A 25779-nucleotide genomic window follows, 5' to 3' on the forward strand; every position below is an offset into this window, starting at 1 on the left:
TAACTTTATTAACACTTAACCATATTACTTATGGCAGATATCAACGTAGTGGTGACGGTAGATACCGAAAACATCACACCCAGCAACCTAAAAACCACTGTAGTACTCACAGATGACAATGGAGATCATGACACCACACCGGGAGATAGTGAAACCTTTGATATTAGAACTACAAGTGGGAAGACTGTGCAGTTCAAAATAGAACCCAAAAACAAAAATATTGGTGCTCAAGTCTCATTTGATAGTTTTTTCTATGAATCTGGTGACACTGGTGTATTTAGCTCACTTCCATCATCTTCAAATAGTTGGACAGGAACAACTTCAGGAACCTCTGGAGAGAATGAATTTTTTGCTATAAAATTTAATGTCGTGGGTAACACTAACAGTCCGTTTACTCTTGATCCAGAAGTAGAAATTTGGCCATAGCCGAATGAAATACAAAAAGAAAATATTGATATTGGCCTATGTTCTTATAGGCCTTTTTCTTTCATTCTCAACACAAGGTCAACAAATATTGGTCGCTGACAGCATTATTAGCAGACTTGACGAGTCAAAAAGAAAGAACGATTCTTCTTACTTTGAGGTCTTATTAGAAATCTGTAAAAGCCACCCAAGCCCAAAATTTCGAATTAACTGTGCGAAAAAGGCCAAGGAAATAGCGAAAAAAAAGAATAATCTCTTATGGCTTAGGCAAAGTACGCTGGGTTTAGGATATGCATATAAACTAGCTGGAAATCTAAACGAAGCTCTTAAAAGCCACTTTGAAAGTCTTGAATTTGCCAGTCAACTAAATTCTCCACTTTTAGAAGCTAATTCGTACAATGCGATTGCAAGCGTCTACAGACTACAAGGCAATTATGCTTTGGCATTTAAATATTACGACAAAAGTATCCCGATTTACATAAATCAACGTGACACATTGAGGTTAGCTAGCTCAATTCTGAACAAAGGTGAGCTATTCAGAATAGTCGATAAATTGGATTCAGCAGAAATCGCCTTCCAAACATCAAGTCAATACTATACGATAGTAAATAATAGAAAATACAAGGCATACGCTGATGGCAATCTTGGCCTCGTTTATGCAAAAAGAGGTGAATTTCTTAAGGCCGAAACTCAAATCGCTGAAGCCATTTTGTTATTAGAAAAATTTCAGGACTTCTATCCAATTGCAGCTTACCAAACCTCTCTCGCCGAAATCTATGCCGAAAGAGGAGACTTAAAAAGAGCTTTAAACTACGCCCACAGTGCCCTCTCTATCGGTGAAGAGGAAGGCCTTAAAGAACAAATCCGAGACGCCAGCATCAAACTTTCTGAACTTTACCAAACTCAAGGTGACTATCGAAAAGCTTACGATTACCAAAGCCAGTACATCACCTATCGCGACAGTATCAATAATGAAGAGGTGATCCGCAAGATGGCTGACCTCCGCACAGAATATGAAGTATCCCAGAAACAAGCTGAGGTAGACCTCAAGCAAACAGAAGTAGATCTACTCAATGAGCAAGCCAGAAACAATCAAATAGTTCTTTGGAGCGTGATTGTAGTTTTGGTGTTGGTCCTATGCCTAACGTATGCACTTCTTAAGGTATATCGCGTTAAAGCTCGTGCAGTCAGAATCGTGCGACAAAGGCGAAGGGTCATCGCTGCACAAAGAGATCAGCTCGAAGATGTCAATCGCACCAAAGACAAATTCTTCTCCATCATCTCTCATGATATTCGTGGTCCTATTAGTAATTTTCAAGGGGTCTCTCAGCTGATTCAATTATTGGTAGAAAGTAAGGACTATGACGCGTTACTCAAACTAGGTACCATGCTAGATACTTCCACAAAGGAAGTTTCTTCTCTATTAGATAACCTCTTGGAATGGGCCATGAGCCAACAAGGCCGAATGCCCTACAAACCTGAAGAAATCAAACTCCATGAACTTTGCAATTCTAATTTGAAAATCATGGAGAATTTGGCCACTGCCAAACAGATCTCGTTGACCAAAAAAGTAAAAGAAAAAGTAGCCATCACCGCCGACAAAAACAGCGTCTCTACGATCATCAGAAACTTGCTTAGCAATGCCATCAAATTTACCCCTGAAGGCGGACGAGTAGATTTAGATCTTTCTTACGACCTGAATATGGCAGTACTGACCGTCAAAGACTCTGGAATCGGCATACCCAAAGAAAAGATGCAACACCTCTTCGACTTCAAAGGCGAACGTAGTCGCTGGGGTACGGGTGGTGAAAAAGGTGTGGGTCTTGGTCTTACGCTCATACACGAGTTTGTAGAGCTCAACAAAGGCAAGATCGAGGTGGATAGTGAGGAAGGAACGGGCACTACTTTTAGAGTTTATTTGCCTTTGGTTATCGAATAAGATGACTTCGTCATTCACGATGACCTCTGTTCAGCGTATTATCACCACACGCCATGACTCGAGTCTTCACGAGGCATAATCAAAGTAATATTCGTGATGACATGAACTTGAGCTGTTTACATATTCTTAGGGGATTATCTACAAGTACTCTGCGGATAGCCATCAATCTCCCCAACCCTCTTCTCCAAGAGGGAGTTTTCGCTCTCCGTTGTGCGATCTGACAGAAAATATAGCAGTTGTCAAAGAAACAGATGCAGCAAATAGTGCGACAAATAATTTCCCCCTTAGTAAAAGGGGGCTAGGGGGATTATCAATTGTCTATGGCTAAAGCCAGGAAAATCATGCTACTCAAAAACACACTCTCGCCATGGCTCGTGAGTCACGAGCCATAATCGAAGTAAGGTTCGTGAGGACACAAACCTGGGCCGTTGGCTAAAATCAGCAAAATCGATCTGCCCAAAAACAACCCTTTGCGGACCCCGTTCCACGACGTGCCTGAAGAAATTGCTGTCGTATCACCAGGGTTGCTGCAAGTATTTTCTCTTTAGAAAATAGGACTAGGAAGGTTTTCGGAAGATTAACATTTCCAAATTTTAAAACTTTGGAAATGTTGTCTCGTCATTATCTAAAATCAGGCTTATCCAATTTTTTGGCAATTCGGTGTGCTGCATTCAATAGACCTACGTGACTATAGGCTTGCGGGAAGTTACCCCACATACTGCCGTCCTTTTCATTGACGTCCTCACTGAGTAAGCCCACATGGTTAGAATACCCCACCAGATTGTCGAAATATTCAATGGCCTCGTCCAGTCGACCCACACAAGCCAAAGCCTCCACGTACCAGAAAGCACAGATCAAGAAAGTAGTTTCAGGCTCACCGAAATCATCCTGATGTTTGTATCTATAGAACAGTCCATTAGATGCTTTCAGGTCTTTCTCCATGGCCTTAAGATGCTCTTTAGCCCGATCTGAATTATTGTCCAGATAGCCCATGTTGATCAGCTGCAAACAGCTCGCATCCATCCTGTCCGTACCAATCGCCTGGCTGTACCCTTTTTTAGCAGGGCTGTAACATTCTTCAATCTTGCCTTTGGCAATTTTGCCTAGCTTCTGAGCCAATTTGCCCATCTTTTCATCCTTTAGGACAACGGCAATTTTCTCAGCAGCCATACTGCCTGCCCAGTGAAACAAATAGGTATAACAGTGGTGCTGACTCAGGTTTCTAAATTCCCAAAGCCCCGCATCGGTTTGCTCCATTGTTTTTTCTATCAGACCCAGCGTTTTGTGAATCAAATCTCCCGAATCGTACCTTTCGGTAAACAAAATTCTTTGATCATAGTAAAGCGGTAACAGAGAAAGCAGGACCTGACCATATACATCATTTTGTATATGCTCATAGGCCTGATTCCCAACTCGTACAGGTTGGTTTCCTTTATAACCTTTAAGGTTAGTTTCTATCTCTACTAAATCTTTTTCCCCACCAATACCAAAAAGCGGCTGATACCTATCGTTTTCTGCACTGGTGATATTCATGATGTAATGAAAATACTTTTCTAATTCCTCAAAGTGACCCGCATGATTGAAGGCATTGAGGGTGTAGTAAGTGTCGCGCATCCAGCAAAACCTATAGTCCCAGTTTCGGGTGGAGCCTGGAGACTCGGGCAAGCTGGTGGTAGTAGCGGCCACAATAGCACCTGTATCCTCAAACTGATGAATCTTTAGCGCAAGTGCAGAGCGAATCGCCGCTTTCTGGTAGAAATTGGCAATGCTGGCCGTTTTCACCCATTTGTGCCAGTAGTTTACAGTACGATCCAGAAATAGCTGTGCTGTTTCCTTTAAATCTGATTCCATTGGGGGACCAAAAGTAAGTACCAGATATTTGGTTTCGTTCAACACAAAATCCTGATCCTTCATCAGATAACTCAAAGAAATATTTGTGGTCAATCGAACTTGAGCTTCTAAACCAGTGTAGCGAATGTGATTACTACCGAAGCTTCTTTCAGGTCGGATATTGCCATAGTCCCCCACAGGATCGCACACCACTCTAATATTGGGGTGGTCGGATATAGGTTCGATTTTTCTAATAAGCATGAGTGGTTTATAGCTACGCCCATGTTGCAAATATCTTGGAGCAAAATCCGTCACTCTATATTTCCCTGTGGCACAGGCGATTTCTGTGACCAACACATTGGTGTTTTCGAGGTAATACTGTTTCGAATCATAATTACCTTCAGCTGGCAAGGCCGAAAACTCACCTCCTTTTTCGTCATCCAGTAAATTGCCGAAAATGAAACTGCTATCGAATCTAGGCCAGCACATCCAAGCGATATTGGTATCTGTTTTGATATGAGCGGTATATGCACAATTGCCGATTACACCATAGTCATAGGTATGTCTTTTTTCCATTGGATCAGAAATTAAGGATTCAAGAAAATTGTTTTGGATCGTGCGTTGTAGAGATTGAATATTATTCTGGCCAATTCAATCAATACGCTAAAATGATGAAATATTATCAATTAATGCCATAATTATTGCAACTTTGTTCAGCGAAAATTCACATTTATTAATAAACACACAATGAGAAAGAAAATAGTAGCGGGAAACTGGAAGATGAACAATGACTTGGCGGCGGGCAAAAAACTAGCACAAGAAGTGCTGGACAAAGCCACTGGAAACGAAGAAGCGCAAATCGTTTTGGGTACTCCATTTATTCATCTTACATCTTTAGCAGAATCTGTTGTTGGAAAGAAAGGAATAGAAGTAGCTGCACAAAACTGTAGCGACAAAGCATCAGGAGCATACACAGGCGAAACTTCTGCAGAGATGATCAAATCTACTGGCGTCAACTATGTGATCCTGGGTCATAGCGAAAGAAGAGAATATTTCAATGAAACCAACGCACAACTGGCGGCAAAATTGGATTTGGCTTTGGCCAATGGATTGACGCCTATCTTCTGCTGTGGAGAGCCTTTGGAAATCAGAGAGGCAGATACACAATATGACTACGTAAAACAGCAATTGACTGAAAGCTTGTTTCACCTGTCGGCAGAAGACTTTGCTAAAATTGTAATTGCTTACGAACCAATTTGGGCAATTGGTACAGGTAAGACGGCGACTTCGGCACAAGCACAAGAAATGCATGCAGAACTAAGGAGCCACTTAGCCAGCAAATTTGGACAAGAAGCTGCCGATGCATGCCCGATCTTATATGGTGGTAGCTGTAAGCCTTCAAATGCCAAAGAAATTTTTGAAGGTGCAGATGTAGATGGCGGACTCATCGGCGGAGCATCTCTGAATGCAGATGACTTCTTAGCCATCGTCAACTCATTCTAAAAGTGAATTAAGCAACATTTTCCCGTTATGATTTCATTTATAATTTCGCTGTTAATATGGAGCTGGGGTAGTACCCCTACCTTGAAATCCCAAATTGACCCTTGTGACATCTATGGTAAGATATATATCGAACCTCACCCTCGTTTTGCTCACTTTCGAGTATATGAGGATGAATCGGAAGCTTTTGCAGACATCATCGTGTTCGAAGAAGAAAATTCTTTGTTTGCCGATGAGGTAGGTCACTGGTCTTTTGTGGATGACCGAGATTTTGCTGATGTTTACATATACTTTGAAAAAGACAGAAACATGGCGGACTTTTCGGTGTACTATACCGAGTATGCTTCCTTTGCCGGCTGCAATAGATAAATGACCTTTACCAAAATAATATTCCAAACTAACCAAGAATTCGCTGACATCCTTACGGCGGAACTGGCAGAAATGGGCTTTGATACTTTTGAAGAAACTGAAAAAGGAATTGACGCCTATATTCTTACCGAGAGATATTCGAGTCGTGGCGTAGCTGAAATGGTGGAAAAGTATAAGTCCCTGGCCTCTATCGAATACAAGGTAGAAACCATTGAAAAGGAAAACTGGAACGAAGAGTGGGAAAAGAACTACGATCCTATTGTTGTCGATAGTAGGTGTAGAGTAAGAGCCACTTTTCATGAACCTGAGGATGCTTATGATCACGAAATTGTCATCACTCCCAAAATGTCTTTTGGCACAGGTCACCACGCAACTACACAGGGCATGTTGGAGCTTCAACTCGATGGTGACTTTGCAAATAAGTCCGTACTCGACGTGGGTTCTGGCACAGGAATTTTAGCCATCATGGCTGCAAAGCTTGGCGCTACCTATGTGGAAGCCACTGACATCGATCAATGGTGCGTGGAGAATGGTCTGGAGAATTTTCAGTTAAACGACCTTCGAAATATTGATTACCACAAAGGTGCAATCAGTACCCTCCAACTCAACAAACCGAAATATGATGTGGTCATTGCCAATATCAATAAAAATGTGTTGTTAGATGAAATGTCTTATTATACCAACCTACTGGATAAAGGAGGACAACTTTTTCTAAGTGGCTTCTATGAGGAAGACATCCCAGACATAAAAAATAGCACAGACACTTATAATCTTTTGCTAGAAAAATCAGTTATTAAAGATAACTGGACGGCGCTGATGTTCAGTAAATACTGATAAAGCCCTTAGCATATCGCCATCGGTTTACTATCTTTAGCCGTTGATTCAGAATAGCATTGAATGGTCTGGCATAGGCGTATATATTTTCTTCTTTTTTTTACCCTTTATACAGGATTAGCGCAAGCACAATATTTCAGGTTTTCATCTGAGCCAGATCAGTTTGTGGAAGATGTAGTGAGTAACATTTCGGGCATCGGTACTGAGCCTGCAGAAAAAGTGTCTTACGATTTTCGAAATGTATGGACCTCGCAACTCACAGACGATCAAAAGGCTTCAATCATTGAGCTTTGCCGCAAAATGGAAGACCGTAGATTTGGCACTCGCCCATATCACGAATACTTCTTCAGCCTAATCACATATGCGCTGACGCAAGAAAACACCAGTACAGATCAGATGTCTGAAATTTTAAACATCTGTCATTACGCTGTAGATCACTTTGGCAAGGACGAGGTTTCAGAATTCTTCAAATCCCTCACTTTCTTCTTTGCTAGAGGAGCACTTTATCATTCTCATTACAATAAGTTATCTACTACGGGTGGCTCATACAAAGTGGTACTCCTAGAGGAAACATTGCCCGAGCCGGAACCTGGAGAATCAGAAGAAATAACGGAAGAAGAATTTATCTCTGAAGAAGAAATCGAAGATACTCAGGAAGAAGAATATGTGGAAGAAGACACCGGTTCTGATGACTGGGCTTCGGACGACGGATGGGGAAGCGATGACAGCTGGGGCTCTGATGATGGATGGGGAAGCGACGACAGTTGGGGCAATGACGATAGTTTCAGCAGTGAGGATAGTTTTGGAAGTGAAGATGCTGCAGAGGAATCTTTCGAAGAAGAAAAAAAACCACTCGTGCTAGAGCGTCAAACTTTTTCTCTTGAAAAAGTAGATCACGTAGCCGAAATGCAAAACAATGACGTAGACCCCATACTGGCTGGCCCAGCATTGGAATTAACTGGGATTGATTTTAAAATCTCTACTCCGTACGACACATTGTCCATTACCAATGCATCAGGTACTTTTCTTATAAAAGATCAGGTTTTTGTAGGCAAGTCCGGGGAGGTAGATTGGCCTGATGACTTGCGAGGTACTGATGGAGCTGTGGTCAGTTTGGAAGGCTATTCATTCAATGTGAGATTACCAAGGATAAAGACATCTAGAGCAAAATTGAAGTATCCAGCATTGTTCAGCGGGGAAGCACCTGGAGCTTTCTCATTCAAAAGCGGAAAGCGGCTGGAACATGAAGAAAAATTGTTCCCGCAATTCATTTCTCATTACTCAGATTTGGAGTTGAATCTTCCGGACGACCATCTTAAATACAAGGGTGGATTTGCCATGAAAGGGGCAAGAAAATTTGGCACTTCGGTTTCAAAAAACCCTTCTGTAGTAGAGGGAACAGGCAAAGGAAGGTCTTTCAAAGTAGAAGCTGAAGAATACATTTTTAAAGACTCCCTTATTCTATCAAACAAAGCTGCTTTTGTGCTACATCACGGTGAAGACTCTATTTACCACCATGTAGTTCGTTTTGATTATGATCAAGCCATTTCCAAACTCACATTGCTCAAAGATCGGGGTGCTTACAAAAACACCTACTATTACTCTTCATTCTTCAAACTAGAATTCAAAGCTGATCTGCTTCAATGGATGCTCGAATCGGACAGCGTTAGTATTTCAATTTTAAATGCCAAAAATCGAGTGCCTGCTCTATTTGAATCAGAAGAATATTTCAATCCTCTTCGATACAAAAAGATGACAGGTATGTATGAATTTCATCCTTTGCGGGCAGTTGTAGAATTTGCTCGATTAGTTCAAAGTTCAGAGTACAATTTATTGGAAATGCAAGAACACTTTGGACTTAAGCCTGAGCTAGCACAATCGGCCATGATCTTCTTAAAGCAAAACAATTACATCCTGTTTGATGAAGAAAATTTACAAATCAAAGTACTGAGAAAGGCCTTCCACTATGTGATGGCCTACACCCGTCAAAAAGATTTTGATAATATTCTGATTTCTTCTCTTAACCCTCCAGGTGCAAATGCAATATTGAATTTTGAAACCGGAGAAATGGAAGTTCAGGGAGTGAGTAAAATTGTGGTTACGCCCGACGAGGATGTACGTATCACACCAGATTCCACCAGGATCACGTTGCTTCAAGACAAAAACATGAAATTTAGTGGAGGTGTAAATGCCGGAGACTTCAGCTATCAAGGCAAAGAGTTCTTCTTTAATTATGATGAGTACCTGATTGAAATGCCTGTGATTGATTCGATGAGGATTCAGGTCGATTTTCATGACGGAGAAGATGAGGAAAAAACGTCACTGAACAATCATCTGACGCAGACCTCGGGCACTTTGTATATCAACCACCCCAAGAATAAGGCCGGGGTAAGAAATTTTGCACAATATCCTTTCTTTGTATCAGACTCCGAGGCTATCGTCTACTTCGACAGTCCAGGTATTTTGGATGGAGCCTATGACAAGTCCATCTACTTTGTAGTTCCTCCATTTGAAATGGATAGTATCAATAGAGATGATCCAGATGGCATTGCTTTCAAAGGAACTTTCATCACAGGAGGAATTATTCCACCAATTGAAGAAAATCTAGTGATTATGCCCGATCGATCTTTAGGTTTTGAACACATTATTCCAGCAGAAGGGTATCCTTTATACAAAGGAGAAGGTGTGCTTTATGATAGTTTGACATTATCTGCCGATGGATTAAGAGCTGATGGGCGCATCGATTATCGAACCACAACTGTGAATTCTGATGATTTTATTTTCTACATGGATTCCGTTTCTGCGGTAGGTCAGGAAGGAGTCATTCGCGAAGGTAAAATGGATTTGGCATCATACCCAGAAGCTGTATTAGCGGATTATAAAATGCTGTGGAAACCACTTAAAGACAGCATGTACATTGCCAATAGAAATGAGCCATTCCAATTTTATAATGCTACTGCATCTTTGGATGGAAAGGCGAACATAACCGCAGGAGGTGTCTATGGGTCCGGCACTATGCTATCCCGAGGGTCAAAATCTATTTCTGACGAATTCCATTTTAGTCAAACCGAATACTCCGGAAGACATGCAGAGTTTGAGATCCTTACGGATAACCCAGAAAAGCCAGCAATGAAAGGCGATGACATTGCACTCAATTTTGATTTGTTCGAGAACATAGCAACTGTAAGGCCTGAGCAGGAAGGTGTAGCCGCGATAGATTATCCCTATGCACAAATGAAAACATCTATAACTGAAGCCACATGGTATTTGGATTCGGACCGTATCGCTATGGTAAAACCTGATGAAGTAGATATCATGTCTTCTTATTTCTATACCACACGTGAGGAATTGGACTCTTTAGCTTTCAATGCTACCAACGCTATTTATGACATCAACACATATGAGCTTAATGTGCAGGGAATTCCTTATATCAAAGTAGCTGATGCTGAGATCACTCCCGATAATAATGAAACCACAATTTATGAAAACGCCGTTTTGAGGACATTTGAAAATGCTAAACTCAAAATAGACACACTGAATGGTTATCACCATTTATTCGACGGTAATATCACGATCATATCTAGTAAGAAGTTTGAAGGCTATGCCACCTACGAATTAGTCAATGCTGCGCAAGATACGTTCGCGATCAAATTTGATAGTTTTGAACTCAAAGGGTTTCAGGTCGGAAGAAATGAATATGATAGTATGACCGTTTCTGGCGGAACAGTACTAGAGTCGCAAAAGGTTCAGCCATCACCTGGGTTTTTCTTTGCTGGTGATGTCACGATGTACGCTGACAGAAAAAACTTGGAAATGGAAGGGCAAGTACGACCAAACATTACCAGTTTAGGCGAATTCGACTATTGGATCAACTACAATGTTCCAGAAGGGCAAGATGAAGTAATCATAGATATAGATACCGCCACTACGACAACAGGACAGCCAATCGTAGCTGGGCTATTGTACAACAGTGTAACGTATGATGTTTACATGGCTTATGTGCATGATAAAATTCGTGCTGCTGATGAATACATATTTAAAGCAGGAGGATTGTTCACTTATACAGATTCTTTGTCAGAGTTCAGAATAGAAGATCCTTTGAAGACAACGAATGAATCTTATTCCGGAAGGAGTTTTATTTATAATGATAAGTCACGTCAGCTGCTATTTGAAGGGTCCGTCGATCTAATTAAAAATATTCCTGAGTTTTCGATGGAAGCCACAGCTATAGGAATTGCTAAACCAGATTCCAATTCATACTTCATGGACGCCATGCTGGCTTTAAACATGAAATTGCATCCTACAGTCATCACTGCCATGACTAATGACATCACAGATGTTGTAGCTCAAATTGGTCCCGATGTAGCACATAGCAATAGCATAGAAGTGATGTACAAGCTAGCAGACATGATTGGCGACCCTGCTACAAAGAATTATGAAAACAACTCTATGAATGAGTACATGGCTTTAGTGGAAAGCTCACCAAAGCTCACTAAAACACTATTTATTTCTAATGTTAACTTATCGTGGTCTCACAGACATCGAGCTTTTTACAACACATCCAAATTAGGGTTGTCTCATATTTTGCAAACAGACATAAATGCGCTCTCAGATGGATTCTTAGAAATAAAGAAGTCTGATGATGGAGATGATATCGTTCATTTGTTTCTACAAATCGCACCCTCTACTTGGTACTTCTTCAGTTATGAACATGGTCGATTGATGATGTTTTCTTCCAATACCGATTTCAATAACTTCGTAAGTGAAAATTCGACTGTTTCCAGTGCAGGATTGGGTGAGTATACCACCGTTGTAGGTGATGAGTTCGAAGTACTAAAGTTCGTGAATGACTTTAGAAACAGATACTATGGAATCAATGAAGCCTATAGTCTGGAATACCCTGAAGAAACCCATCTGGAAGAAGACAGCTATGAGACTATTGAAGAGGGAACAGACCCTCTACAAGAGGAGCCTGTAGAAGAAGATTATAATACGTTCGAAGAATTAGATGAGGACGAAGATGATGGATTCTAAATTAAACCTTGCTTTCTTCCCATCCACCAAATAACCAGTTGCCTGCTGCATTGGGGTTGTCACTTCTCATAAATTGATCCACAGATCGAATCATTTCTTCTTTTGACAAACGACCATCTTGGTTCGTGTCTAAATTTCTAAATGCCTTTGGCGCAAAACGAACTTCAATCCGCATACCAATAAACAAATCAATATATTCCGTTTGAGAAATGTATCCATCATCATTGATGTCAAACATCTTGAAAATTGTCGTCACAAAATTATTCAAGTACTGTTTATAAGTTTCAATGTTTTTAGGGTCTAACAAAACAGTCATAAACTGTAACCACTGCTGTTCTGTTCCTTCACCATTTTCAACATATGGAGTTAATTTATCCCAGATACCATTCGTCATTGCCATGACAACTTCATACTCTGGAGTATCTAAATCAATGTCTCGAATGATGGCCAGGTTCTCGCCGATTGCTTCAAAATCGTCAGCTTCGATAGATCCATTTTTATCAAAATCTAGGATGTTGAAAAAATGACTGAGTTTCTTTATTTGTAGTGGTGTTAGCATAATACTTCAAACTTATAGATTCTGTAAGATTTTACCTACGGTTGCTCGTTTCTTATAGTCGGGATCAAAGAATGCGTACATGATTTTTTTATCCTGGCCAATGATATAGGTAGCAGGAACAGGCAAATTCGGCCCATTGTCTCCATTAGCTGCATCCAGGTCAATCCCCCATTTTTTATACTTTTTTAATAATACCTCTTCCATCTTGAAAGCCACGTGATAAGTGTTCATGATGGACAAGTCTTTATCATGAATGATCTTGAATGAGGCACCGGTTTTATCTACTGTCTTAGCAATACTTTCCGGTTTTTCAGGTGTTACTGCAACCACGATACCCCCTTTTTCGGTAATAAAGCTGAGTGAGTCTTCCATTTGCGAAAGTTGTTTGTTGCAATGTGGACACCAGAAGCCACGGTAAAACATAAGTACTACCGGTCCTTTATCTAATGCTTCATAAAATTCAAATGACTTTCCATTCTGGTCTATGCCCTGAAAGTTTAGTGCTTTGTCACCTTCACTGAGTTGGAAAGGTCCTTCCTGAGCCATCAAGGGTAGGGATAGGAAACAGACAAATATTAGTATGGCACAATTAAATTTCATTCTTATCAGTAACGCCTTATTTATTAAGCTAATATAGCCTTTAATCCTCTTCATTAACAAATTTTCAGATGATTTGAATCATTGAGGGTAGCTATTGAACTTTCAAAATATCCTTCATGTGGAAGATAAAATTTTGAAGCGCCTGTTCCCAAGTCAAATCAGCATCCCATCGGGATCCCAAGTAGGCATCTTGAGTATAGACATGCTTGACATAATATTTATAAACTACTGCATCCACTGGCAAAGTATTAAGTGTACTTCCCGCGCGAATTGTCACATAGTCGGTTTCATAAGGCTCAATTTCATAATTCAACATTTCCTTAATGGTCTTACCTGAACCTTGCATCATCAACAACACAAATTGATGTCCTTGATTGTAAATATCAATATCCGAAGAAGTTTCCGAAAATTCATAACCCAACGGATAATCTAGCATGATCTCTTCTAGCCTCTTATTCTTTCGTTCAACCTCAGCATTGTATGCTGCTATTTTGCTCAACGCAACGGCATCAAGGGCCGAGCTATCTTCCATGATATATTTCTGAAACCTGGGAACTACCAATTTATCCACCTTTAGATCCATGGCATAAGTAGGTATTCTTTTGCCCTTGAGAATTTTGGCGTCAGTGAAGAACTCTGGAATATCTGGGATCAGATAATTTTCCCTTTCCATTTCTGCTCGGATCACATCCTTTCTCATTTCACTTAAGAGCACCTCTAAATCAGGCCCTTGGGTCTGCCAAGCTTTCTGCCTTTCAGAGATAAATGAGGGTTTGTCATTAAACCCGCTGATAGATATCCGATACGACTCTACCCCTGCAAGATTGGACGCAGATTGCTCAAGTACTATGATGTATTTGATCTCGCGTTTTTCCATTTCCTTGGCGAAAGACTCATTGGCATCAGGGCTAGCAAACATGTCGTCCAGGTAGTAATAGGCCACCGCATCGATTTTCATTTTTTTGAATGCCTTGTGCACTGTTCTAGAAAGGAGTTTCCAGTCAGCTCTAAGGTTTGGGTCGTTTTTGGATCTAGGGACAGATACCAAAACAACTGATTTTCTTGAAAGTAAATATTTAGGAAGATGAGGTTGGATATCCAGACTTTTCATGTCCAACCAATCTTCTCCGCTAGGCTGCGCGTTTAATGTACCGCTTAACGGAATTAAGGTAAGACAAAAAATCAGAGAAACAAATAGAGATTTGGTGCGTGTTTGCAAGGGTCAATTTTACTTTTCTAATGAAAAATGAACGTTGAAAATTAGCCAAATTGGTGCACAACGCCGTATTTTTATTTGAAATAATCTAAACAACATGAGTAAAACAAAATGTGAGTGGGCCTTAGGGCATTTTGAAGCCTATGAACAATATCACGATGAAGAATGGGGAGTGCCTATCCATGACGATCAAGTGCATTTCGAATTTTTGATTTTAGAAAGTTCACAAGCCGGACTCAGTTGGAGTACTGTTTTGAAAAAAAGAGAAGGGTATCGAGCGGCATTCGCTAATTTCGATGTCAACAAAGTAGCTAATTATAGTGAAGAAGATATCCAAGCATTGATATCGAATCCTGGCATTATTCGTAATCAGCAGAAAATTCGAGCAGCTGTAAATAATGCGATCAGGTTTATTGAGGTTCAAAAAGAATTTGGCTCCTTTTCAAAATACATTTGGTCATTTGTTGGTGACAAGACTATTGTTGGTCATTGGTCCACTAAAAATCAAGTTCCTGCTACGAGTCCTGAATCCGACAAGTTGAGTAATGATCTAAAAAAAAGAGGATTCAAATTTGTTGGGAGTACCATCATGTACGCCCACATGCAAGCCACCGGTCTAATCAACGATCACACCACAGATTGCTATAGATACAAGGAACTTTTGAGTTAATTGTATTCTTACTTAACTTCGCCATGTTAATTAAAAAGAACTAAGATTATGTTTAATCCAGCAGTTACTTCAGGAGTTGATTTGTTTGTGAATATTGTTATTGTATTGGCAAGTTTTGCTGCCGCCGTCTCATTTATCGACTTCAGAAACACAAATAAGAAAGAGGAAAACGAGGCTTAATAAAAGTCCATTCTAAAAAATATTAATCCCACTTCTCCTTCCAAATAATTATCAGGAATGAGAAGTGGGATTTTTTATGCTACTTCCAGCAATTTCTTTACTTCGTCCATGATGGATGTGGAGCCTGTGTTCACAGCTATTCTTAGTGCCTTTAGGCCACTTACTCCTTGTAATTCCTCCAGTTCCAACTTCTCGATATTTCCAGTCAATAGATCCTTGCTCTTTAGATAATCGATGTATTTCAAATATTCATCAGCCTCTTTTTCCTGAGAATATATGATGGCAATTTTTCCTGGTTGTGTTATTCGTTCGTCGGAATCTTTCACAAGCGCCTTATCTATTCGTTTCTTGGTTATTTCATATCGAATATTATACGCACCGTCTACATCAAATTTTTTTTCCTCTTGCCTAAATCGAATAGACAATGGGTTAGAATGAACCAAAATAAGGTGAGTGGTTTCCAATGGCTTGGCTAAGTCTTTGACCATAGTGGCTGTTCGATTGGCAATTTCTGCGGTAACTACCAATTGCCACAACCTTAAATTTCTAAGGTAGACTTCATCAAAATCTAAGTGCTCAACCATAGAAGCACCTATATAGATATTGTGCTCTACTCCATCCGTTTTGTACTTTTCGAAATAATGCGGAAACATCTTCTGTGCAGATTTCTCCTCTTCATCTAAAATACTTCCAATTGCATTATTGATGGCGGTCAAACTATCTTCGAAATGCTTTCTATGTTCATATACCACCCCTATTGTGGGATCCAACGCTTCCCAATAAGCTTTAGAAAACACTTTGTCTTGAGCATGATTCGATTCTATGTTTTTAATGATTGGCTCAACTTCTTTTTGTAAAAATTCCAGAATGATAGACTCATCGCCAGTCACCAACTTGTTTTTGATCTTTGTTTTGAAACTTTGCAAACGGAAAATAGTCTCATCCAAAATTGGCAAATTGGTCAATTCCATGGCTTTTCCCAGAACCTCTTTTGCCAATTGAAGCTGACGGTTGAGATCTTTGTATATACATTCATGTCTTTCGACAGAAGAGTTTCTAATATCAGAAGCAGCATACAAAGGGTACACATCGTTAAATACGATTTGTGGTGCAACAGTATTTTTTTGCTGGGCTATTTGATCCAACATCTGATGAGCTGCATCATTGAACTTCCACTCTACTGTCGGGTGAATCGAAGTATATTTTTCTTTGATGAGGCTCTGAATGGTATTCTCTAATTCTTCTGAACTTCGCTTGACAGCTATCGCAAATAGAGGTAATACTTCTCTGATTTTTGTCAGTGTCAGTGTATTAAGGTCTCCCTTGTTTGGAGACGCCAATTCCAACAAACCGACAAATTCATCATTATAAAATAATGGATTAAGAATGAGGTTTTGAACTCCACTCTCTTGGAGTGCTTCCGATTGTGGTTCCAATGGCATGCAACATGCTGACATGTCTTCTACCACCATGGGCTCTGCTTTCGCTGCAAATCTCTCAAACAAGTTGGCTGTTGCATGAGGACATTCTATTTTATCATGATCTCCAATGAGTATGCTTCGCCTTGTATTTCGTCCAAAATTGAAAAACTTGTTTTTACTTTTTTGATATGCTGATATGCCCAATCGAAGATCTGAGAGTTGAAGCAGTGATCTGAATTTCTGTTCCAAATCATCAAAACTCTTTTCTTCAGTGATGCTATCCTTTTCTAGTAGATTCTCTTTCATACGAGAAAGCACCTGATCTTTGGTCACCTCGGTCAATTTGAAAACTATCAGCCCCTGAAACTCAAATAATTCAGTTGGCAATTTTTCCATCCAGACATCCACGTCTTCTACGTGATCTGTTAGATACTTTAAATCATCTTCTGTCAACTCAGGCAAATCACCATGAAGAACAATTTCACAGAATTTTGGATTTATTTGAATTTTGAAATATCGCTTGAGACCAGTGCGCTGATCGGATAGTGTATAGATGATATCCTTATTCAGTTCTATAGTTAGTCCATAATAGACCTGCATAATGGCAAAATAGGCCGCCATTGTCTTATGTAGCATGATTTGAGCCATTTCCTCCGGGTCTAGTAATGCTTCATAAGATCCGGCCTGAGTCATCAAGTCTCTATAACCTTTAGTAGAATGAACATCCTGTTTTTTGAAGGGGGCCATGGCAGACACCATTTCTTCTTCTTCAACAAATGGCGAAAATATAGCCGTCATTAGAAGATCAACGGTTTCTCTATGTTTATCAAGAATTTCAAGGTCTACTATAGGCGCAAGAAGCTCGGGTGCTTGACTCACTTGCTCCATGATAACTTTAGCTGTAGAAGCCAGGTGAGCGTTTGGGTCATTTATTCTCATCCCCCAATACCCTATTAAATTAGCAAGGCTCAATTTACATTCAAAAGGGAATTCCAATCCCATATCGCACCGGTCTAGTTCCGCGTCCATAGTTATTGTTAAAGCTCCTAATTGCGAACGAGAGCGCATATTTTTTAGTTTCATTTAGATGAAAATACATTTCCATAGAATTAACATAGATATCACAGTCATCTCAAAGGAATTGAATTCCGTTTGACTTATATTTCTTACTCAATTGGAAAAGGCATTGGAAGCAAATCAGAATACCGAACAAGAAAAACAGGAAGTTGTTAACACTTATTTCAACAGAGATTTAAGTTGGCTCACCTTCAATTATCGTGTCTTACAAGAGGCGCAAAGCAGCGAAGTACCACTTTTTGAAAGACTTCGATTTTTGGCCATTTATTCTTCAAACCAAGACGAATTTTTCAGGGTTCGGGTAGCCAATATTCGCCGCTTAGTTGAGATTGATAAAAAGAAAATCAACAAAGCACTGGATATCCTTCCCAAAATATTACTCGACAAGATTCATGACAGAATTCAAATTCAGCTGGATGAATATGGCAATACGCTTCGAAATCACGTGCTGAAGGAGTTAGAGAAAAATGGCGTTTTCATTTTGGACCCCAGCCAACTCAATGAAGATCAAAGAGCGGCCTGCCTCTATTACTTCAAGACTAAAGTGCTTTCCTTTTTACAGCCGTATCACTTTGATTTGGCTATAAGAGAACCGTTTCTAAATAATCGGGAATTGTACTTTGCACTCAAGCTGAAAAACAATTATTCACAAGGTATCAAGTTTGCTTTTCTAAATATTCCATCAAACAGATTACCTCGGTTCTTCAAAATCCCGTCTCCAAATTTCCAATTTCATTACATATTTTTAGATGACATCGTAGCCATGCATTTGGACTTTGTATTTCCAGACTATGAAGTATTAGAATGCAAGAGCATTAAAATGAATAAAGACGCCGATCTGAATATTGAAGACGAATTTAGTGGCGATCTGGTAGAGAAAATTCAAAAGCAGATACAAAAGAGAAATTTGGGAGTCCCCTCTCGTTTTTTGTATGATCGCACCATGTCCCCAGAACTATTAGGGAATTTTCAGGATGTATTTCATCTATCCGAAAATGATTTGGTATCCGGCGGCAGATACCATAGTCTTTTCGACTTTATGGAATTTCCTAACCCTGTTGGCCAATCGCTGGAATTCGAACCACAAGAGCCTTTAAGAAACCACAAGATCGACCGACACAGATCCATATTCACTGCCATTGATGAGTCCGATCAAATGCTGCACTTTCCTTATCACAGCTACAACTATATTCTTCAGTTTTTCAACCAGGCAGCCATTGATCCTCACGTAGCTGAAATAAAAGTGGCTTTTTATAGAATGGCTTCTGATTCTCTGATTGGAAATGCATTAATTTCCGCTGCTAAGAATGGTAAAAAAGTGACCGTGTTCATTGAGCTAAAAGCTCGATTCGATGAAGAAAACAATTTGCTATGGGCAGAGAAAATGCAAAAAGAAGGAATACGAATCATTTACAGTATTCCTGGACTAAAAGTTCACGCCAAAGTAGCATTAGTCAAAAAGAAAACGGATGAGGGGTTGAATAAAATATATTGTTTCTTCGGAACGGGTAATCTTAACGAAAAAACAGCGAGCATCTATTGCGATCATGGCATGCTCACCTGTCATGATAAAATGGGTCAAGAATTAGATGAGCTGTTTAAGTACCTATATAAAAGAAAACAACCAAAGGCGTTCAAGCATTTGCTTGTTTCACAATTCAACATAGTCGATGAATTCAATAAACTCATTCAAAGAGAAGTCGACCATGTGAAAAATGGAAAGGAAGGTAAGATCATTATCAAACTCAACAACATCGAGGAGCGTGGCATGATAGACAAGCTCTATGAAGCCAGTCGCGCAGGAGTCAAGATTGAGATGATTGTAAGAAGTATCTGTTGTTTGATACCGGGAGTTGAAGATATGAGTGAAAACATCACGGTGCGAAGAATTGTAGGGCGATACCTCGAACATGCACGAGTTTTTTGGTTCAATAATAATGGCAAGGATGAACTATTCATGGGTTCAGCGGATTGGATGAAGCGAAACCTCAAGAGCAGAGTAGAAGTAACGTTTCCAATCTATGATGATCAAGTGAAACAAGAAGTAAAAGAAATATTGGGCCTTCAGCTACAAGACAATACCAAAGCAGTGATGCTGGATAAAACGCTCAGAAATATTAAGGTAGAACCTATAAAGGGTGAGAAATTATATAATGCCCAAGTGGATACTTACGCAATGGTGAAGAAATGGGAGCAAATTTCCTGAAGTTTAATACATATACTGATTCTTGAAGAACACCTCAGCGACAATAAAAGAGAGCACAGCTACGACAAAACCAAACATAAAAACGGTATAAGCAACTCTTAGCCTTTTGTATTTCTTACCCAACACAGCTCCCAAGTAATAAATATCCTTGATCAAACTTCCGTATAGGTAATTGCTGTTTTTCATCAACTCATTCATACCCCACTCATATTCTTCCAAGCTCATTTTGTGAAAATTGCCAAAGAAGAGCAGATTAGTACGTTGGTTCTTAATATCACTTTGCGTGAATTTGCCATTTGATATATTCGGCCTGGTGGCCAATATGCTCAACACGATAGTCACTAAGCAAATAACCGTCATAATCATTGTGGGGATGATAAAATGAGGGTACTCTTCCAGTTTTCTTATTAAAACAGAAACGATGATTGACAAAATGATTGAATTGATAGAGATCATGATGTTGGCTTTATTATCAGCCATAGCACTCAGATCCAAGTGGTTTTTTGAAGTGGTCCGAAACATGGTTTCTATACCACGGGTCGGCTTATTATCTTTAGACGTTGCCTTTTCCAGTTTCTCTTCAAGGCTCGCAATTTTTTTCTTTAGGTCTGCATTTCGCTCTCTCTTCCCTTGCGCCATTTGCTCTTTTAGAATGGCCAGGTTCTTTTGTTTTCCTTCTTCAAAATGCGTACGTGCGTATACAGTAAAATATTCATGGCCTTTTAAGAAATCGGCATTAATCTTTCTCCATGAAGAATTTTTAAATTCCTCCTCTTTGATGTCTTCCCACTCCTTTCTTAACAATGTAGCCCTTGCTTCAAATTGGTCCGTAGAAAGGTGATATAAATCCGCATCACAAAGCACTTCCTCAAGTTGATTGAGTGGGCGTTGGGGCATCATAGTCGCCATTATACATCCTTCCACTTGAGAAATTCGTTCGGCTGGAAAATTCTGTTTCTCCAAAAATTCTCTCGCCATTTCAGCGCTTCTTTTTTCATGGCAATCACAATCGTCCACATGTCCCATGTCATGAAACCATGCCGCTATCTCAACTGTTTCCTTTTCTTCCTCTTTTAACCCTTCGCCTTGGGCAATCAATCCTACAGCGTTTACCACTTCCTCCGTATGAGTCAAGTCATGGTACACGAAGCTTTTAGGTAGGGCTTTATTCAAAGAATCCCTAACATAGGCTTCCACCTTTGACAAGATTGAATTATTTGTTGCCATGATTTATCGGTTAAACTACAAATTAACAAAAAGGAGTTGAAACAAATTCCTTAGAAATGATGTAACATACCAAACGCATTTCATAATTTTAGTGTGAGACTAAACAATCACTCAATATAATCGAGAATTCATGCCAAAAGCAAAAATCATCCTGTTGGTCTGCTGGACCTTTACTTTAGGCTGTCAATACAACTCTCGACCTACAGCAGAGGCATTATTTCACCAAACAACGACAGGTTTTGACCATTATGACCTCAAAAAACCAGACGCCAAATACTTTCTTCCTTATGTTCTAGAAGAAATTTCCGGCATGACCTATTATAAGCCAGGAATAATTGCATGTGTACAAGACGAAGATGGAAAGGTTTTTTTCTATAATCACAAAACACGAAAAGTAGATAATACTGTGCGGTTTGCAGGCTCAGGAGATTATGAAGGCATCGCTTCTAATGAGGAAAAAATTTATGTGGTCGAAAGCAACGGCCATATTTATAAGTTTGAAGAAGCTGCAGATGGCAAAGTAAAAAAACTGAAAAAATATAAAACTGACCTAAAAAAGAATAACGATGTAGAAGGGTTGGCCTATGATCCATTGTCTGATAAACTCTATGTGGCCTGCAAGGGCGATGCAGGCCTCAAAGGGAATAAGAAAAAAGGTAAGTCAATTTATTACTTTGATTTAGATGAGAAAGAAATACAAAAAAAGAATGCATTCAACATCTCGAAGAAAAACATAAAAGACTTTCTAGAATCTTATAAAGACTTTGAGTATGAGGTCAAAAGAATAAATTTCAAGCCTTCAGGAATAGCTGTTCACCCCATCAATGGTCACCTTTATATCATAGCTTCAATTGGTAAATTGATGATCATAACAGATCGAAAAGGAGGAATCAAAGCCACCATTCCACTTGACCCTAGATTATTAGGCCAGCCAGAAGGCATCTGTTTTGCACCCAATGGGGACCTTTTTATCTCAAGCGAAGGACAAGGGGATAAAGGTTACATTCTTAAGTTTAACATGAACTGATGCTCAGGTCAATCACAATATTTATCTTCTTAGGCTTTGCGACTTTTTTTGCAAAATCTCAATCTCCAAACTCTAAGCACCAGGTTTTTTTAATTGGAGATGCTGGTGAACCAGCGCTCGCAAAAGAAAATCTTTCTCTCCTTAGAGATCAACTTTCATCAGCAGGAAAAGATGCTACTCTTATATTCTTAGGCGACAATATTTATCCAAAAGGATTGCCACCTCAAGGTCACCCTCACCGAAAAGAAGCTGAAGAAAAACTCAAATTACAATTTGACATTACTAAAAATTTTCAAGGTAGAACGATTGTGATACCAGGCAATCACGATTGGGCGAAGGGCCAAAAAGAGGGCTGGACCCACGTCAACGAACAAGAAAAGTTCGTGAAAAAATATTTTGACAGTAAAAAGGTGTTTTATCCAAAAAATGCCGAACCAGGTCCTGAGGAAATTAAATTGGCCGAGGGACTATATCTCATTGTTTTTGACATGCAATGGATCCTGCATGCCTGGGAAAAGCCTTTAGAAAGTGACCCACTGAACAAAACTGAACCAACAGATGTACTTGTTGATATTTCTTCACTTTTAGAGAAACATAAAAACGACCATGTCATTTTAGCTTCTCATCACCCAATATATAGTTATGGGCCACATGGGGGAAAATTTCCCTTTAAGGCACATCTCTTTCCTTTAACTGAATTAAACAAAAACTTATACATTCCTATTCCAATTGTCGGATCAATCTATCCTGGTTATAGAGCCACTGCCGGATCTATACAAGACATTCCACACCCTGAATACAAGACTATTCGCAACTCATTAGAAGTACTACTTCAACAATATCCGAATACTATATATGCAGCAGGGCATGAGCATTCGTTGCAACATATTCGAAAGGATGGTGTCAACTATGTGGTGAGCGGGTCAGGTTCTAAAACCACATACCTCAAAGAAACAGGCCAATACTTAAGCTTTGGGAGGTCGACCGTCGGATTTGGCGAGGTCTCCTACAAAAGAAGCAATGTTTCTTTGAATTTTTGGTCTCCTAGTGAACAAGAGAATGGGGGGAAAATTTACTCTACTGAACTTTATAGGTTCAAACACCTGATTGACTCCAATGCCAACTACCCAAGGTATGAATTTAAAGAAAATTCAAAAACTACTTCCGCCTCTTTGCAATATCAGGCCTCAAAAAGCAAACGTAAGTGGATGGGGGCTAACTATAGAGATGTTTGGAGTTTACCTGTTGAAGTCCCGATTTTTAATATCTCCGAAGAAAAGGAAGGATTGGAGGTCATCAAAAGAGGAGGAGGTATGCAGACCAACTCACTGCGACTTGAAGCTAAAGACGGAAAACAATATGTCTTACGCTCAGTAGAAAAATATGCTCAAAAAGCGCTTCCACATGTGTTGCAAGAAACATTTGCTGTGGGAGTTGTGCAAGATCAAATTAGTTCGAGCCACCCTTACGCTGCCTATGTCATTCCTCCTATGGCTGAAGCCGTCGGTATTTATCATACCAACCCACGCTTGGTATATGTACCGGACGATGGCGCCTTTGGCGAGTACCGAGAAGTTTTAGCCAATGAGTTGGCCTTATTTGAGGAACGACCGAGCAGGAATTGGTCTGATGCTAAATTCTTCGGTTTTTCAGATGATTTAATCAGTTCACCGGATGTTCAAGAAGAACTGATGGAAGACAATGACAACGAGGTAGATCAGGATTTTGTACTTAGAAATAGATTGTTTGATATGGTCATAGGTGACTGGGATCGACATGAAGACCAATGGCGCTGGGCAACGTTCGAAAAGGACAAAGGAAAAATGTACAGGCCTATCCCAAGAGATCGAGACCAGGCATTTTTTATGAATGAAGGAATTCTGCCGAAAATAGCCAGTAGGCGATGGGCCATGGCAAAAATCGAGGGCTTCAATGATGAAGTGAGGTGGTCTCCAGGATTTAATTTTAATGCGCGATTTTTCGATCGTATTTTCTTGAATGAGCCTGACAGGGAAGATTGGCAAAAAATGATTCATCTGATACAGGATAGCTTAACAGATAAGTCCATCGAAGATGCCATCAAACTTTGGCCTGAAAATGTCTATGCACTTACTGGAGAGAAAACCATTCACACCCTGAAAGCTCGAAGAGATAATCTTGAGGATTACGCTATGGAGTTTTATGAAAGTCTGGCTAAAAATGTGAACATCACAGGCACAGACAAAAAAGAACTATTCTTAGTAGAGAATTTGACTAAGGATGAGGTAAAAGTCACTGTTCACAAAATCTCAAAAAAGGGTCACACAAAGCAAATTATATATCAAAGGATTTTTCAGTCTGATGATACCAAAGAAATTAGAATCTATGGCATGGGAGACGATGATCATTTCAAAATGTTAGGTGAGACAAAAAGTAAAATTAAAGTCAGAATAATCGGGGGAAAAGGCAGTGATGAATATTTTGATAATTCTTCAAATACAGCTAAAAATGTTCGTGTTTATGATCGAAAAAGGTCGTCACTCATTGTTACAGATGACTATAGTTTTTAAATCCAGGTTGAGCAAGAATCCTGCAATAAACGACTATAATAAATATGAGTTTAAATACGACGTGCTCCTCCCGCTCATTTACGGGTCATATAACCGCGATGACGGTGTATTTTTAGGAGGAGGCTTTCAATATACCCAACATGGGTGGCGGAAAGAACCATTTGCATCCCGTCATCGACTGTTGGCTGATGTGGCAGTCGCTACTGGCGCGTTCAATATCGAGTACAAAGGAGAATACACTAACGTAATTGGCAATTGGAATTTGGAAACGGTGATAGATATTCAACAACCAGTGGTAAACAATTTCTTCGGAATAGGTAATGAGTCAGTGTATGATCTAAGCCAGGATATAGACTATTATAGACTGAGGATAAAAGACAACTCATTCTATTTCGCCTTATATAACAAAATAGGCAATACTGGAAAATTTCTTTTAGGAGTGCATCAAAAGTCTATAGAGATAGATGAAAGAGAAAATACTTATATCACATCACCAGGCTTTAATGAATTCCCTACAGATGTATTGTTTAATGACAGAAGGTATTACGGTGGTTTTTTTACCACATTGGAGTTTGATACTCGTGATGAAAAACTCTTGCCTACTCAAGGTCTATATTGGGATAACGAAGTATCGAGTTATCAAGGGTTAAGCAAGAATGCTAACGACTTCACTCATTTTCATTCTAATTTGGCCCTTTATTATAGCTTTCAGTTTCCTGCTATTGTAACATTAGCCTCACGAACTGGTTACGCACATAATTTTGGAAAATTTGTTCATGATGAGTTTTATAATGCAAACACACTTGGTGGAAGAAGCAACTTAAGAGGGTATAGAAAAACCCGATTCTATGGTCGTACTACTTTTTACCAAAATGTTGACATGCGTATCAAATTGTTGGACTTCTCTTCTATCCTATTTCCTGGAAAATTCGGCATACATGGATTCTATGATATAGGTAAAGTCTGGACAGATGTTCCATCCAGCATTTGGCATCGATCGGCAGGGTTTGGAATTTGGGTAGCGCCCCTTAGCAAAGCAGCCGCATCACTATCTTACGCTTTCTCTCCTGAAGAGAATTTGATCTCCTTCGATTTTGGGTTCTTCTTTTAGAAAAAAG

Annotated in this window: 18 protein-coding genes; 12 read left to right on the forward strand and 6 right to left on the reverse strand. The window is 39.6% G+C overall.

From position 1 onward, the window contains the following. The first annotated feature begins 30 nt into the window (after positions 1-30). Both ACOQO5_RS03545 and ACOQO5_RS03550 read left to right on the forward strand, forming a co-directional pair. Entirely contained in the window at positions 31-426 is a 396-nt protein-coding gene (locus ACOQO5_RS03545) for a hypothetical protein (RefSeq protein WP_420580301.1), read from the forward strand. A gap of 4 nt (positions 427-430) precedes the next feature. Further along, positions 431-2362 (forward strand): tetratricopeptide repeat-containing sensor histidine kinase, encoded by a 1932-nt coding sequence (locus ACOQO5_RS03550; protein WP_420580302.1) that lies wholly within the window; start codon positions 431-433, stop codon positions 2360-2362. 621 nt (positions 2363-2983) lie between these two features. On the opposite strand, the gene ACOQO5_RS03555 is transcribed toward ACOQO5_RS03550, so the two are convergent. Next, on the reverse strand, positions 2984-4768 hold the full coding sequence (locus ACOQO5_RS03555) for a glycoside hydrolase family 15 protein (RefSeq protein WP_420580303.1): 1785 nt from the start codon (positions 4766-4768) through the stop codon (positions 2984-2986). A 171-nt stretch (positions 4769-4939) separates the two neighbouring features. Between ACOQO5_RS03555 and tpiA the strand changes: the two genes are divergently transcribed. From tpiA to ACOQO5_RS03575, 4 genes are all read left to right on the forward strand, one after another. Beyond that, entirely contained in the window at positions 4940-5695 is a 756-nt protein-coding gene (gene tpiA / locus ACOQO5_RS03560) for a triose-phosphate isomerase (RefSeq protein WP_420580304.1), read from the forward strand. 27 nt (positions 5696-5722) lie between these two features. After that, positions 5723-6061, forward strand: a complete 339-nt coding sequence (locus tag ACOQO5_RS03565; protein ID WP_420580305.1) for a DUF6150 family protein — start codon at positions 5723-5725, stop codon at positions 6059-6061. Then, a complete protein-coding gene (gene prmA, locus ACOQO5_RS03570; RefSeq protein ID WP_420580306.1) occupies positions 6062-6895 on the forward strand; it encodes a 50S ribosomal protein L11 methyltransferase in 834 nt (277 codons plus the stop codon). 63 nt (positions 6896-6958) lie between these two features. Further along, positions 6959-11929 (forward strand): hypothetical protein, encoded by a 4971-nt coding sequence (locus ACOQO5_RS03575; protein WP_420580307.1) that lies wholly within the window; start codon positions 6959-6961, stop codon positions 11927-11929. A 1-nt stretch (position 11930) separates the two neighbouring features. Here the strand turns inward: ACOQO5_RS03575 and ACOQO5_RS03580 are convergent, their stop codons facing one another. From ACOQO5_RS03580 to ACOQO5_RS03590, 3 genes are all read right to left on the reverse strand, one after another. Further along, positions 11931-12488 (reverse strand): EF-hand domain-containing protein, encoded by a 558-nt coding sequence (locus ACOQO5_RS03580; protein WP_420580308.1) that lies wholly within the window; start codon positions 12486-12488, stop codon positions 11931-11933. A 12-nt stretch (positions 12489-12500) separates the two neighbouring features. Further along, a complete protein-coding gene (locus tag ACOQO5_RS03585) occupies positions 12501-13034 on the reverse strand; it encodes a peroxiredoxin-like family protein (protein ID WP_420580309.1) in 534 nt (177 codons plus the stop codon). A gap of 145 nt (positions 13035-13179) precedes the next feature. Beyond that, entirely contained in the window at positions 13180-14307 is a 1128-nt protein-coding gene (locus ACOQO5_RS03590; protein ID WP_420580310.1) for a hypothetical protein, read from the reverse strand. Positions 14308-14401: 94 nt separating this feature from the next. Between ACOQO5_RS03590 and ACOQO5_RS03595 the strand changes: the two genes are divergently transcribed. Together ACOQO5_RS03595 and ACOQO5_RS03600 are read left to right on the forward strand one after the other, a co-directional pair. Beyond that, the gene (locus ACOQO5_RS03595; protein WP_420580311.1) at positions 14402-14974 is read left to right on the forward strand and encodes a DNA-3-methyladenine glycosylase I; all 573 of its coding nucleotides are present in this window, start codon (positions 14402-14404) and stop codon (positions 14972-14974) included. Between the two features lie 48 nt (positions 14975-15022). Further along, entirely contained in the window at positions 15023-15154 is a 132-nt protein-coding gene (locus ACOQO5_RS03600; RefSeq protein ID WP_420580312.1) for a hypothetical protein, read from the forward strand. A 74-nt stretch (positions 15155-15228) separates the two neighbouring features. Here the strand turns inward: ACOQO5_RS03600 and ACOQO5_RS03605 are convergent, their stop codons facing one another. After that, positions 15229-17604 carry a GAF domain-containing protein gene (locus ACOQO5_RS03605; RefSeq protein ID WP_420580313.1) on the reverse strand — a complete coding sequence of 792 codons (2376 nt, stop codon included), beginning with the start codon at positions 17602-17604 and terminating at the stop codon, positions 15229-15231. Between the two features lie 157 nt (positions 17605-17761). Here ACOQO5_RS03605 and ppk1 point away from each other — a divergent pair, with 157 nt between their 5' ends. After that, the gene (ppk1, locus tag ACOQO5_RS03610) at positions 17762-19858 is read left to right on the forward strand and encodes a polyphosphate kinase 1 (RefSeq protein ID WP_420580314.1); all 2097 of its coding nucleotides are present in this window, start codon (positions 17762-17764) and stop codon (positions 19856-19858) included. A gap of 3 nt (positions 19859-19861) precedes the next feature. On the opposite strand, the gene ACOQO5_RS03615 is transcribed toward ppk1, so the two are convergent. Beyond that, the gene (locus ACOQO5_RS03615) at positions 19862-21085 is read right to left on the reverse strand and encodes a Pycsar system effector family protein (RefSeq protein WP_420580315.1); all 1224 of its coding nucleotides are present in this window, start codon (positions 21083-21085) and stop codon (positions 19862-19864) included. 130 nt (positions 21086-21215) lie between these two features. On the opposite strand from ACOQO5_RS03615, the gene ACOQO5_RS03620 reads away from it, so the two are divergent. The 3 genes from ACOQO5_RS03620 to ACOQO5_RS03630 are packed head-to-tail and all read left to right on the forward strand — an operon-like array spanning position 21216 to position 25772. Next, positions 21216-22112 (forward strand): SdiA-regulated domain-containing protein, encoded by an 897-nt coding sequence (locus tag ACOQO5_RS03620; protein ID WP_420580316.1) that lies wholly within the window; start codon positions 21216-21218, stop codon positions 22110-22112. Then, positions 22112-24661 carry a metallophosphoesterase gene (locus ACOQO5_RS03625; protein ID WP_420580317.1) on the forward strand — a complete coding sequence of 850 codons (2550 nt, stop codon included), beginning with the start codon at positions 22112-22114 and terminating at the stop codon, positions 24659-24661. Before ACOQO5_RS03620 ends, ACOQO5_RS03625 begins: the two co-directional genes overlap by 1 nt. Next, complete coding sequence (locus ACOQO5_RS03630) at positions 24645-25772, forward strand: BamA/TamA family outer membrane protein (protein ID WP_420580318.1); 1128 nt, start codon at positions 24645-24647, stop codon at positions 25770-25772. Before ACOQO5_RS03625 ends, ACOQO5_RS03630 begins: the two co-directional genes overlap by 17 nt. Positions 25773-25779 lie beyond the last annotated feature (7 nt).

Source organism: Reichenbachiella sp., from assembly GCF_965223055.1.
In the GTDB taxonomy this organism is placed as follows: Bacteria; Bacteroidota; Bacteroidia; order Cytophagales; family Cyclobacteriaceae; genus Reichenbachiella.